We start from the raw sequence: 12,910 nt of genomic DNA on the forward strand, positions 1-12,910 counted from the left end.
CCCAATGACTACTTTAGGATCAGCCCGGACGAAGATCTGCAGTATAGGTTCCTGCTCGCGTCGTTCAACAGCATGGATAACGATCTCACCCTGTATTTGTACGACGCGGATGAAAACGTCCTGGCTAGCAGCGATACCGACGACCCCGAGGAAGCCTTCAACTACACTCTGAATGATGGTGAAACCTACTATGTCCGGGTGCAGGCCGAGTCAACGGTCAGCGCGGGTGCCAGCTACGTGCTGAGCATAAGCGAGGAGAATTAGAGCACTTTGCTTTTGAAAATGCTCTGCAAGCCATGCGTCGGCATGGCTTGCCGCCGCGTAGGCGTAGGCGCAATTCACTTGCGCCGTCAACGCCGGAGCGGGCGTCTTAAAGGCAATCTGCACTAAGGCGAGCCTGCAAAGCTGGCGGGGCCAAGGCGTCGGTACGCCCTGGCAAGAAAGCATGAGAAGGGCGACCCCCCCTCATGCTCACTATTCGATCACTCTATTTAGACCTTTGGGCGTCAGCCTGCTTCCCGTCAAACCCCTGAAAATTCTTCTGCTTAAGACCGAGCTGGTATGTCTTGCCGCTTTGCCAGGAGTTGGCGTCCGGGTCCACCTCGGGCATGGGGATATCCTCTCGCCCCTCGCGCTTCTCCTGTGTCGACACGTCCAGGCGTTCATCACGCGCCTTGAGCATGCGTTCGTTGATCTGCCCGTCCTCGGTGAAGCCCATCATGAGCGCAGGGATGCCAACGGGCAGCTTGTGCTTGTGTGAGTCCCAGGTATGCCAGGTCTTGCCGTAGGTGCTGACGAGTTTCTCCATAAGCTCGTGCTCGGCGAATTCAGGAACGCCGGGAGCCACGAGCTGCCCTGACTTCACTTCATAATGGTGGCTATGCCACAACCGTTTCTCTTCCTTGGGCAATTGCCCGTAAAGGCGCTTGCTGACGATGTACTCCACGCCGATGAGCCGGGATGCGGTTTCGTTGCCGTCGTAGATGACGCACTGGTGCATCTCCTCGCCGATCTGCGAGCAGAAATGGTGGGCTTCCATCTGGTGGCCCGCGTCGTCGGCGTAGAAATGAAAGCCGTCCAGGTACATGTTCAGGGCTTCTACTGGTTCCATGTTCTGCATCAGTTCTGCTCCGGCCTCCAGGGCGCGGGACTTGAGTCTCTTCTCCTCGCCCGGCGTGCCCCGTTCCTGCTCAGCGGTCCAGGCCAAGGTCCCGGCTGAACAGGCGAGGAGGACCAAGCTGCACAACACGATGATCCGGCGCATGGCATGCCTCCAGGTATTGGTTTCCCTCGGGAGTATAGGCTTGCGTCGGAGCCAGGGGAATCAGTGGCGGGACTATGCCTGGAGGGGGTTGGTCCTGCGAGGCGTGTAGGATGGCGGCAATTGTTCGCCTATTTTGCACCGTAGCCCTTGAGCTTGCGCTGCAAGGTGGCCAGACCGATGCCCAGCACGCGCGCGGCTTGAGTCTTGTTGCACTCCAAGGCCTCGTACACGGCCAGGATGTGTAGGCGCTCCACCTCGGCCAAGGGTTCCAGGCCGCCATTTTCCAGAGCCTGAATAAGGCCGGGTGCAGGCTCGGGCAGATGGAGCTGCTCAGGCTGAATCCGACCGTTCTCGGCCAGGTTGGCGGCGGACTCAATCACGCCCCGCAGTTCGCGCACGTTGCCCGGCCAGTCGTGGGCCAGCAGACGGCGCATGGCCTGCTCGGATAGCGTCACCTGGGGATGCGCCGAACCCTGGATGAAGGCTTCGGCCAGGGCGCGGATGTCGTCCTTGCGCTCGCGCAACGGCGGCAGGTGCAGGGCCGCGAAGCGCAGGCGGTAGTAGAGGTCCTTGCGGAAGCGGCCCTGGCTCACAAACGCATCCAGATCGCAGTTCGTGGCGGCCACGAAGCGCACGTCGGCCTTCTCGGGCCTGGTCTTGCCCACGGGCGTGAACTCGCGCTCCTGCAGGATGCGCAGGAGCTTGCCCTGTAGTTCCAGGGGCAGGTCGCCAATCTCGTCCAGGAAAAGGGTGCCTCCGCGAGCCTGGGCCAGATAGCCGGCTGTGTCTGTCATGGCGCCGGTGAAGGCGCCCTTGGCGTGGCCGAAGAACTCGGACTCGAAGAGCCCGGTTGAAAGGGCCAGCATGTTCACGGCAATAAACGGCCCCGCCTGGCGCGGACTGGCTTTATGGATGGCTCTGGCCAACAGTTCCTTGCCCGTGCCCGTCTCGCCAGTCAGAAGCACGGCGATGTCCGAGCGGGCGTGCAGCTCGGCCTCGCGCAGCACGCGCAGCATGTTTTCGTTGGCCGTGGTCAGCTCCGCGAAGGCCTCGGAATTCTCGGGGCCGCGCACAGCTTCCTGGCGCAGGCGCAGCAGGTCGAGCATGGCCCCGCGCTCCAGGGCTCGCTTCAGGGCGTGCACGAGCTGGTCGGGCTGCAGTGGCTTGACCAGATAGTCGAAAGCGCCCTGCTTGATGGCTTGGATGACCATGGGGATGGACTCGTTGGCCGTGACCATGATGCACTCGGTGCGCGGGCTCTCGCGCTTGATCAGCTCCAGGACCTCCAGGCCGTCCATGCCGGGCATGGTGATGTCCAGGATGGCCGCGTCGAAGCGTTTTTCCGCCAGCAATCCGGCCACGGCAGTGGGGTCCGGCGTGGCGGTCAGGTCGTCGAAGCCTTCCAGACGCAGCTTGCGCGTAACGGAATTGAGGAAGGCCTGTTCGTCGTCCACAATGAGAATGCTTGCGCCCACGGGCGTCACTCCTTGGCCGCGGGCAGACGCAGGCTGAAGACCGTGCGGCCGGGATGGCTGTCCACGGCAAGGCTCCCGCCGTGCTCTTCGGCGATGCGCTGAGAGATCGCCAGACCCAGGCCCGTGCCGTGCTGCTTGCCCTTGGTGGTGAAGAAGGGCTCGAAAACCGAGCTCAGGATTTCTGGCGGGATGCCCGGACCGTTGTCCTCCACGTCCACGCGCACCATTCCGGTCCCATCGGTGCGGGCGCGCAGGACGATGGCCGCCTCGGCGTGGGGCACGCCCTCCAGGGCCTGGGAGGCGTTGATTAGCAGGTTGATGAGCACCTGCTCGATGCGGCCCGGATGCATGACCACGCGCGGCAGGTCGGCCGGCACGTCCACCGTGAGCGCGCCCACGGACTTGCGCACCTGTTTGCCCACCAGAGTCATGACCTGCCCGGACACGGTGGACAGGCTCTCGGGCCGCATCTCCTCGTCCTCGCCCTGGCCGCGGATGTAGTTCTTGAGCTCGTCCACGATGCCCGTGATGCGCCTGGAGCCGTGCTCCATGTCCTCCAGCAGTTGGAACACGTCGTTCATCAAATCCTCGGGCAGCATGTTCATGATGCGCGCCTCGGGCCGCTCCTTGAGGCATTCGTCCAGCTCGGCGCGGATGGCCAGCAGGTAGTCGCGCAGCACCGGCAGGTTGAAGTAGATGAAGTTGTTCGGATTGTTGATCTCGTGGGCCACGCCGGCAATGATGCGGCCCAGGGCGGCCATCTTGTCCGCGTGGTACATCTGCTGCTGCACGCGGTGCAGCTCGGTCACGTCGCGGCCTTCGGCCACCATGAGCTGCACCTTGCCATCCTCGCCAAACACGGGCTTGATCGAGATATCGACATGATTGCCATGCTGGGACAGCTCGAAACGCATGAATTCACCCTGCCCGGCGCGCGCCAGGGCGTCACGGAGGATCTCGCGTCGTGCGGGGTTAAAGTGCGGATCCACTTCCGACAACGGCCGGCCGATGATATCCTCCCGCTTAATTTCGTGGTGTTCCAGGACCGACCGGTTGATCTCCAGGACGCGGCCTTGGGCGTCAAGCAGGCTCATGAACTGGAAACTCTGGTCGAAGATGGCCCGCACGCGGCGGTCACGCTCCTCCAGGGCCTCGACCGCTGCCCGGCGGGCCTGCTCCAGGTTCTCGCTTTCCCGGCGCAGCTCGCGGATGCGGTCCAGCAGGGCCAGGGACATGCTGGCGGCCATGAGCATGGTTCCAATCTGGAAGGAGTTCATGGTCAGCACGTTGCGCGGCAACAGGTTCATATCGGCCAGGATGTAGACACAGGTTCCCAGTGGGAAGAAGGACACGGCCATGAGGAAAAAACGGGCGGGCTTGAAGCCCTTGATCCTGCACCAGATGCCCGTGCCGATGACCGCGAAGGGCGCGGCCAGCCCCAGGAAATTGAGCCACATGTCCAGCAGCTTGGGGTTGTGCAGAAAGGCCACGAGCACGGCGCTGAGCCCCAGCAGTCCGTAGAGCCGGAGCAGCTTGTCCAGCACGGGTGCGGTGCGAGCGGTCATGAGGAAGGCACGGGTGAACTTGGTGGCCGAGTAGATCATGGCCGCCAGGACCAGCGAATAAAGGAGGTTCACCTCCTCATGGTTCCAGTTCTTGAGCAGCCGATCCAGGAAGTTGTTGTCGAGCACGAAGAAGGCCGTCAGGAAGACGAGCAGCAGCGAGAACCAGAGCATGCCGCGGTCGCGCGTTACCAGGAAGAGCAGCAGGGCCAGCGGTGCCATGAGCAGCATCACGCCGTAGAACACGCCCAGGAGCACGTTCCAGACCACCAGGGCGTTGTAGTAGCTCTGGCTCTCGAAGAGGAACAACTTTTTCAGATAATGGAAGCTGTTTTGGACGCGGATGTACAGATACAGCGGCTCTCCCTGCGCCGCCCGGATATCCGGTTCCGGACCAAGGGCGAAGGGGATGGCCAGGTGGCCGTGCGGATGGAACATGGACCGGCCGGTCTCCTTGACCATCCATTGGCCGGGGTGCCTCGTGTTTGGTAAATACAGGCTCAACCTGTCGTAATAGACGTCCTCAAGTACGAGCACCCAATCGCGGACGGGCTGGCCGTCGGCCCCAAGGACGTCCTCCGGCCTCAGGGGCAGGCGGAGCCAGACATTCAGGCCGGGCTCGAAACGCCGGTAGGACTCGACGAGCGGAGCGAACATGCCTTCCGTCCGCGGGGATGCGACATCCTGGATTGTCATGGTCCTGGAGGGGTCTTCCAGAAAATCCATGCGCTCCGAGAGTTCGGTGAAGCCGTGCAGGGCCAGGCTATGCGCCATGCACGAGCCGTGTTCACAAATATCCGGCTGGCAGGCCTGCAGGAGCAAGGCGCAGAGCAGAATCGCGCACAGCAGGGCAAAGCGCAAAAAGTGCGCACGGTAAGGCAGGCTCCGTCGGGTCGTCATGGGCTTTGCCCCTGGCCAAGGGCCGGTGATCGGTTCATCGCGGCAAGCGGATATGCAGGGAATTCCCTTATTTCCGGTGCGAGCGCAACCCCCTGCGCTGGAAGAATGCGGGACGGCCGGCTCTTTGCAGTCGTCCGCCGCTACGGATAAACGGCCATGGGCCACGGTCGGCAAGGCCGCAGAGCGCATGGTCACAGTCATTCCCGAGGTATTGCATGCGAAAAGTGATCGCCACGCTGTGGCTTGCCGCGGCCCTGCTCATGTGCGGCCTGCCGGCTCTGGCCCAGGATGGCCGGGAGCTGGTGGAGACCTTGATGTCCATACAGCGCGCCATGAACGAGGTCCGGGCCGACATCGCCGATGTCGAGACGCAGATGGCCGACGCCCCCAACCGGGCCCGGCGCGAGGCCATCGGCCAGGAGCTGACCGAGTTGCGCACGAAGCTGGCCAGGCAGCGCCAGAACTTCGAAACTATCGCCTCGGGCCTGAACCTGCAGGCCGCTACGGATAAGACCGAAGAGAACCTTGACTGGCAGGCGGAGCTCAAGGAGCTTATCAGTCCGCTACTCAAGGAACTCAAGCAAATCACCGACCGCCCCAGAGAGATCGACCGTCTGCGCACGGAGATCGCCGCGCATCAGTCCAGGCTGCAAGGAGCGGACAAGGCCATGGCACGCATCGGCGAGGTCCGCGCGAGCGCCGTGGACCCCGAGTTGCGGACTGCCTTGGACAACCTGGAGCTGAAATGGCGGGAGCACAAGGAGCAGCTCCTGAGCGATATCGCCGTGACTCGCTACCAACTGGAGCAGAAGCTCTCGGAGGAACAGTCCTTTGCCGCATCCGCACGCAACATATTCGAGAGCTTCTTCAAGAGCCGGGGCAAGAACCTGCTGGTTGCCGTGGGCGCGTTTTTCCTGGTCTTCTTCGCCCTGCGCTTTTTGCACGGAGTAATTCACCGTCGCACGCCAATGCAGCGCATGGAGCAGGAGAGCTTCCTGCTGCGCCTGTTCGACGTGCTCTTTTACATGGGCATTGTCCTGGCGGCCTCGACCGCTTCGCTGGTCGTGCTTTACCTGTCGGGCGACTGGGTGCTGCTGGGTCTTACCTTCATCCTGCTGGTGGCCATCGTGTGGTCGGCCAAGGAAGGCCTGCGGCGCTTCTGGGAGCAGGGCAAGCTCATCCTGAACATCGGCGGCGTGCGCGTGGGCGAGCGTATCATCTGGAACGGCCTGCCTTGGCGAGTGGAAACCCTGCACTACTACTCCACGCTAGTGAACCCGGCCTTTTCGGGCGGGCGCATCCGCGTGCAGCTCAACGATTTGATTGAACAGGTCTCGCGGCCCTTGGGCAACGAAGAGGACTGGTTCCCAAGTCGCGAAGGCGACTGGGTCATGCTCGCCGACGGAAGCTACGGCCAGGTGCAGCGCCAGACTCCCGAACACGTGCGGCTGCAATTGATAGGCGGAAGTCACAAGACGTTCCAGATAGCCGACTACCTGGGGCAGACGCCGCGCAACCTTTCCCAGGGCTTCACCGTGGGTACGACCTTCGGCGTGGACTACAAGCACCAGGCCATCGCCACGCACGAGATCCCCGAAACCTTCCGCGCGGCCGTGGAGGAGGGCATCCGCCACGCTGGGCTGGGTGACATGCTGGATTCCGTGAACGCCGACTTCAAGGCCGCCGGCGCATCGTCCCTGGACATCGGCGTGTGGACCACCATGAAGGAAGGCGCGGGCCACAAATTCTACGCCATCGAGCGCCTCATGCAGCGCATATGCACCGAGACCTGCACTGCCAGGGGCTGGGAGATTCCTTTTACCCAGATCACGGTGCACCAGGCGGAGTAGGGCAATTTGCCCTGGAAATGAAAGCCGGGAAGGGTAACGTCCTTCCCGGCTTTTTTTCATGAGCATAGACTTATGCGCTGCTCAGGGGACCAAATGGTAAGCGTATGGTCATGAGCAACCCCCGCTCTTCCCGGTTTTGCGCCTCTATCGAACCGCCGTGGGCGGCGATGGCGCGCTTTGCGATGGCCAGCCCCAGTCCGAAGCCTAGGCCCATGGCGGCGTCGGGCAGCCTGACAAACGGTTCAAACATGCTCTGAAGGGCGTCCTGCCTCACTCCCGGGCCTTCATCGGCCACGCGGATCACGAAAGAGCGCGCATCCCAATCGGCCGAGACATTAACATCGACCTTCTGCCCGCTCGTGGAGTGATGGATGGCATTGCGAACCACGTTCTCCACGGCGCGGCGAATCAGCTCCGCGTTGCCTCGGACAGTCGGGTTGGCCCCGGATGGCTCGCGCGCATCGATATTCGTTTCGACCAGGACCCCGGAAGCGTTGGCCTCGAAGCTGGCGTCGCTTACGACGGCTCGTACGAGGCTGTCGAGGTCGAAATAATCGTCGAGCTGTGGTGCTCCGGCCTCCACGCGGGACAAGGTCAGCAGTTCCCCCACCAATTCGTCGAGCCGGCAGGACTCGAGTTCGATCCGGTCCAGCGAAGCCTGGAGCCGTTGCGGGTTCTGGCGCGCCAGTCCGATGGCCATGTGCAGTCGCGCCAGCGGCGAACGCAACTCGTGCGAAACGTCATGCAGGAGCTGCTCCCGCGATGCGACAAGCTGCTGCAGCCGTTCGGCCATCAAGTCGAAATCCCGCGCCAGGTCGGCTATTTCGTCGCGGCGTCGTCCCATGTGGGGTTTGAGCCGCACGCCCAGCTGACCTTGCGCAAGCTGCTCGAATCCGCTGCGGATGCGCCTGACCGGCCTGGTCAGATACCAGGCCAGGGTGGCGCTGAACATGAGCCCTCCGATCACGCCAAGACTTAGCATCTCTAGCGGAATATTCAGCGGGCCCGGCCGGGGCGGCCTCGGGAACATGTCGCGCATGTCGTAGGTCAGTCGGTATGCGGCCTGATCTCGGTCCTGGACCATTTCCGTCACCATGCTCCGGTCGTCACCGGCGTTTGGTGACGATGGGCGCACGGCCTCTTCCTCCGGGGCAGCCGCCTGCTCCGAGTTTACGGGCGCAACGGTCAACCGCCGCCTCTCCGCTTCAGGCCATGAAGCGAGCAGGGCTTCGGTCGCGGACATTCCGCCTAGGCGCAAGACGGTCGCGGCGGAGGCGATCTGAGTGTAGGCGATTCTTTCGGCATGCTGCGTCGCAAAGGGCTTGCGCGATGCGTCATGGAGCGCGAACATGACCCAGACGCCTTCGACGATGAGCATGAAGGTCAGCCAGAAGCTGAACAGAATCTTCCAGAACAGCCGTTGCTTCATTCAACTCCGCCTTACGCGGTAGCCGATGCTCCGCACTGTTTCGATACAGATCTCGTCGCCTGCGGCGGCATGCAGCTTCTGCCTTAGGTTGCTCACGTGCACGTCGACGCTGCGATCATACGGCTCGCGCGGGCGGCCGAGCGCACGCTCCGACAGCTCATCCTTGGATACGACCCGATCCCCTTCGTGCAGCAGGATTTCAAGCAGGTTGAATTCCGAAACGGTGAGATCGAGCGGCTTGCCGTCCCAGCTCACTTTTCGTTGCGGCGGCAGGAGCTTGAGCTTGCCCTGGACCAGCGTCTCGCCTGGCGGCCGCTCGCTCGCATCGGCCATCCTTCTGAGGACCGCCCGCAGGCGGGCCACCAGCTCGCGGGGGTAGCACGGCTTGGGCACGTAATCGTCCGCGCCCATTTCGAGCCCGACGATGCGGTCCACATGGTCTCCCTTGGCCGTCAGCATGATGATGGGGATGCGGCTCGCCTGCCGCACTCTGCGCAGGACCTCGACGCCGCCCAGTCCCGGCAACATCACGTCCAGGATGACCGCGTCGTAAGCGCCGGAAAGCGCCGCCTCGGCGCCGGTGTCTCCATTGAGTATGGTGGTCGTCTCGAAACCCTCGCCGGCAAGATACTCGGTGAGCATGGAGCCCAGGTCGGCATCATCGTCTATCAGCAGGATCCGTGTTTTTGTATCCATGTCGAACACTCTATAAGGCAGTGGCAAGGAAAGGAACAAGGTTGGGCTATCTTTACGCTATCTTTACGCATCCCTGGCTGCCTTCTTACCCTCATCGCACAGCGTTCCCGCTATAGTGCCCGCCTAGAGCATTTTGCTTTTGAAAATGCTCTGCAAGCCATGCGTCGGCATGGCTTGCCGCCGCGTAGGCGTAGGCGCAATTCACTTGCGCGGTCAACGCCGGAGCGGACGTCTTAAAAGCAATCTGCTCTGAGTCGCCGGAGCCAAGCATTCGAAGACTTGCTGCATTCCTTGGCAAGCGATTGATGCAAGATACATATCCCGTGGGTTGATCATGAAAATGCATATGGGTTGGAGTAAACGGTTCGCGCTCGCCGTCGCGCTGCTCATAGTGGCGGCGGCTGGGTCTGGGGGACCGCACGGGCTATCGGCCGGGACAGCTTTCCGGCGGTCAGCAACAGCGAGTCAGCATCGCACGGGCCTTGATGAACGGCGGCCGGGTGATTCTGGCGGACGAGCCCACGGGCGCACTGGACAGTCGTAGCGGCCGGGAGACCATGAAGCTGCTCACGGAGCTGCACGCCGAAGGGCATACCATCATCGTCGTCACCCACGACATGCAGGTGGCGAACTACGCCGGGCGCATCATCGAGATCCGCGACGGCGAAATCGTGGCCGACAGGCCCAACGGCGACGTTTCCGCTCCCACATCCCGCGCATTGCCAGAGGAGAAACCCAAGGGCAACGGCCTGCGCGCCGGCATCGACAAATCCAAGGAACTGCTGCGCATGGCGCTGGTGGCCATGGCCGCGCATAAGCTCCGTACGTTCCTGACCATGCTAGGCATCATCATCGGCATCGCCTCGGTCGCCTCGGTGGTGGCTCTGGGGCAAGGTTCCCAGCAGCGAGTGCTGAACGACATCAGCGCCATCGGCACCAATGTCATCAACATATTTCCGGGAAAGGACTTCGGCGACCGCGATGCTCAGAGCATCCATTCCCTGGTGCCGGCCGATGCCGACACGCTCGCGCAGCTGAGCTTCGTGGACAGCGTCACGCCCAAGGTATCCAGCTCCGTCACCTTGCGCTATCGCAACATCGCGGTTTCGGCCTCGGTCAGCGGCGTGGGCAGCCAGTACTTCCGCGTGTACGGCTACGAAATAGCCCAGGGCAGGGCCTTCGCCGACGAAGCCATCCAACGACATACCCAGGGGGCGGTCATCGACCAGAACACCCGCAAGCGGCTTTTCGGCGAAGCGGGCGATCCGCTGGGGCAGGTCATCCTCCTGGGCAGCGTGCCCTGCCGTGTCATAGGCGTCACCAAGGCAAAGCAATCCCCCTTCGGCAACAGCGAGGATCTGAACATCTGGATTCCCTACACCACGGCCATGAGCCGGCTGCTGGGGCAAGCCTACCTGCAGAGCATCACCGTGCGCGTCAGCGACGGCGCACCCATGAAGGCCGCGGAGCAGGGCATCCTCAATCTCCTGACGCAGCGCCATCGGCTCAGGGATTTCTTCGTCATGAACACCGACACCATACGCAAGACCATCGAGAGCACCACGGCCACTATGACGCTGCTCATCTCGGCCATCGCCGTGATCTCGCTGGTGGTGGGCGGCATCGGCGTCATGAACATCATGCTGGTGTCCGTCACCGAGCGCACCCGCGAAATCGGCGTACGCATGGCCGTGGGGGCCCGGCGCAACGACATCATGAGCCAGTTTCTCATCGAGGCCGTGCTGGTCTGCCTTCTGGGCGGCATTCTGGGTATCCTCCTGGCCCTGTCCATCGGCGTGATCTTCGGCTTCCTGCCGGCCCGCAACGCGGCCAGGCTCGATCCGGTGGAGACGCTGGCGCGGGAATGAGCACCTTGAAAACTTCGGATGCTCCCATGAATAGATGCATACAGGCCGCCCGTATGACCACGGAATTGCCTGCGCAAGCGTGGGGAAGGGCAGCATCCTCCCTGAGTATCACTTGCCAGAGACGAGCGCGCCACTCGGCTCGAAAAATCTTTTGGGCGATCCTCATGGCCTTGCTGCTTGGGGGCTGCGGGCTGCTGCTGAAGACGCCCTATTCCGCGCCGGAAGTCAGCATGCCGCAAGGCTGGAGCGCAGCCTCGGCCCCCACGGCCGAGTCCCTGTCCACGTCTCTGGCGGGCTGGTCGAGCGGCTTTGGCGACCCGGTGCTGGACAGGCTGGTGGAACAGGCCCTGCTGCGCAACAACGACCTCGCCGCGGCCACCATCAGGGTGCGCCGGGCGCAGTTGCAGGCCGGCTTGGCGGCGGACCAGATGATACCCACCCTCGGCGCGACCGCGAGCACGAGCCATGAAAAGGACATACGCCATGGCGGGGGTACCGCGCGCCTACGCGTTGAACGGGTCGGTCAGCTACGAGGCCGACCTGTGGGGAAGGCTTTCCAGTCAGTATGATGCAGCCAAGTGGGAGGCCTTGACCACGGAGCAGGACCGACAGAGCACGGCCTTGTCCCTGGTGGGCACCACCATGAACCTGTACTGGCGGATAGCCTACCTGAACGTGCGCATCGACTTGAGTGGGCAGAGCATCGCCTATGCCGAGAAGACCTTGGCTCTGGTGCGCGCGCAGTACCGCTCCGGAGCGGCGTCATCCCTCCAGGTATCCGAGGCGGAGCAGAGCCTGGCCAGCCAGCAGGCAGACCAATTGGACCTGCTGCAGCAGCGGGTGGAGGCGTACAACGCCCTGGCGCTGTTGTTCGACGGTCCTCCGGGCGACATCGTGGCCAACCCGCAAGTCATGCCCGAAGGGGAGCTCCCGCCCGTGGATGCGGGACTGCCAGCGGAGCTTCTGGGCCGGCGTCCGGACCTGCAGGCAGCAGAGTTGCGTCTGCGCAAGCTTTTGGCCGATACCGACGCCACACGGGCCAGTTTCAACCCGTCCCTCACGCTGACGGGCACCCTCGGCAGCTCGAGCACGTCCTTGAGCGAGGTCCTGCGGAATCCCATCGCGGCTCTGGCGACGCAATTGGCGTTGCCTTTTCTGCAGTGGAACGAGATGCGGCTTAGCGTCATAAGTTCCCAGGCCGAATACGAAGAGGTCGTCGTGAACTTCCGGCAGACGCTGTACCAGGCCCTGGGCGAAGTGGAAAACGCCCTGTCGGCAAGACGCATGCTCGCCGAGCAGGGCGCAAGTCTTGAACGGGCTCTGGCGGCCGCCCGCCAGGTCGAACGCATGTACGAGGTCCGCTACAAGGCCAGCTACGTTTCCCTCAAGTTCTGGCTCGATGCCCAGGAAACACGCAGGACATCCGAAATCGCTCTCGCGGAGAACCTCCTGAACCGGCTGGCCAACCACGTCACCCTGCTTCAGACGCTTGGGGGCGAGGCTGCCTTGCCAAGCCAGCCCTTATGATCGAGCCCATTGCCAGCCCGCGCCGCAAGGCGCCTTTCCTCCCTGCATCCGGCCCTTTCGGACGGTTTCAGACTCTTCCGCGGCCCATGATGAGCGAGACGATGAACAGGACCAGGAAGACGAAGAAAAGAATCTTGGCGATGCCCGTGGCGGTGCCGGCGATGCCGCCGAAGCCGAAGATGGCGGCAACGATGGCGATGATGAGGAAAATGACTGCCCATCTCAGCATGATTGACCTCCTTTGCCCTTGCCGGTGTCGCCGGCCGTTTTTGCCTTTTACGAGGATGCTGTGGGCATGAGGAGAAGGCCATGATTAAGGACGAGCGTTAGACTCAAGGG

The 12,910-nt window shown here is 62.9% G+C and carries 11 protein-coding genes; 5 read left to right on the top strand and 6 right to left on the bottom strand.

Annotation, left to right across the window (positions count from 1 at the left end; genetic code table 11):
- Window positions 1-72: 72 nt before the first annotated feature.
- On the top strand, window positions 73-264 hold the full coding sequence (locus H585_RS0102275) for a hypothetical protein (protein WP_027366599.1): 192 nt from the start codon (window positions 73-75) through the stop codon (window positions 262-264).
- 223 nt (window positions 265-487) lie between these two features.
- Here H585_RS0102275 and H585_RS0102280 read toward each other — a convergent pair whose 3' ends face one another.
- The 3 genes from H585_RS0102280 to H585_RS0102290 form a co-directional block, all read right to left on the bottom strand.
- On the bottom strand, window positions 488-1,264 hold the full coding sequence (locus H585_RS0102280) for an OBAP family protein (RefSeq protein WP_027366600.1): 777 nt from the start codon (window positions 1,262-1,264) through the stop codon (window positions 488-490).
- Window positions 1,265-1,392: 128 nt separating this feature from the next.
- Window positions 1,393-2,739, bottom strand: coding sequence for a sigma-54-dependent transcriptional regulator (locus H585_RS0102285; RefSeq protein ID WP_027366601.1), 1,347 nt, complete (start codon window positions 2,737-2,739; stop codon window positions 1,393-1,395).
- 5 nt (window positions 2,740-2,744) lie between these two features.
- The gene (locus H585_RS0102290; protein WP_027366602.1) at window positions 2,745-5,201 is read right to left on the bottom strand and encodes a 7TM diverse intracellular signaling domain-containing protein; all 2,457 of its coding nucleotides are present in this window, start codon (window positions 5,199-5,201) and stop codon (window positions 2,745-2,747) included.
- A 215-nt stretch (window positions 5,202-5,416) separates the two neighbouring features.
- Here H585_RS0102290 and H585_RS0102295 point away from each other — a divergent pair, with 215 nt between their 5' ends.
- Entirely contained in the window at window positions 5,417-7,051 is a 1,635-nt protein-coding gene (locus tag H585_RS0102295) for a coiled-coil domain-containing protein (RefSeq protein ID WP_027366603.1), read from the top strand.
- Window positions 7,052-7,121: 70 nt separating this feature from the next.
- Here H585_RS0102295 and H585_RS0102300 read toward each other — a convergent pair whose 3' ends face one another.
- Both H585_RS0102300 and H585_RS0102305 read right to left on the bottom strand, forming a co-directional pair.
- Complete coding sequence (locus H585_RS0102300; protein WP_027366604.1) at window positions 7,122-8,480, bottom strand: HAMP domain-containing sensor histidine kinase; 1,359 nt, start codon at window positions 8,478-8,480, stop codon at window positions 7,122-7,124.
- Window positions 8,481-9,176, bottom strand: coding sequence for a response regulator transcription factor (locus tag H585_RS0102305; RefSeq protein WP_027366605.1), 696 nt, complete (start codon window positions 9,174-9,176; stop codon window positions 8,481-8,483). It abuts the gene before it with no gap.
- A 407-nt stretch (window positions 9,177-9,583) separates the two neighbouring features.
- Between H585_RS0102305 and H585_RS20720 the strand changes: the two genes are divergently transcribed.
- The 3 genes from H585_RS20720 (at window position 9,584) to H585_RS23810 (ending at window position 12,571) form a co-directional block, all read left to right on the top strand.
- Window positions 9,584-11,044 (top strand): ABC transporter permease, encoded by a 1,461-nt coding sequence (locus H585_RS20720; protein WP_274532693.1) that lies wholly within the window; start codon window positions 9,584-9,586, stop codon window positions 11,042-11,044.
- Between the two features lie 164 nt (window positions 11,045-11,208).
- Window positions 11,209-11,613 (top strand): TolC family protein, encoded by a 405-nt coding sequence (locus H585_RS23805; RefSeq protein WP_274532691.1) that lies wholly within the window; start codon window positions 11,209-11,211, stop codon window positions 11,611-11,613.
- Window positions 11,528-12,571 carry a TolC family protein gene (locus H585_RS23810; protein WP_274532692.1) on the top strand — a complete coding sequence of 348 codons (1,044 nt, stop codon included), beginning with the start codon at window positions 11,528-11,530 and terminating at the stop codon, window positions 12,569-12,571. The genes H585_RS23805 and H585_RS23810 overlap by 86 nt, the downstream gene beginning before the upstream one ends.
- A gap of 67 nt (window positions 12,572-12,638) precedes the next feature.
- Here H585_RS23810 and H585_RS22330 read toward each other — a convergent pair whose 3' ends face one another.
- A complete protein-coding gene (locus H585_RS22330; RefSeq protein WP_005984980.1) occupies window positions 12,639-12,800 on the bottom strand; it encodes a DUF1328 domain-containing protein in 162 nt (53 codons plus the stop codon).
- Window positions 12,801-12,910: the final 110 nt, after the last annotated feature.

Origin of the sequence: Desulfocurvibacter africanus subsp. africanus DSM 2603, assembly GCF_000422545.1 — a bacterium.
In the GTDB taxonomy this organism is placed as follows: domain Bacteria; phylum Desulfobacterota; class Desulfovibrionia; order Desulfovibrionales; family Desulfovibrionaceae; genus Desulfocurvibacter; species Desulfocurvibacter africanus.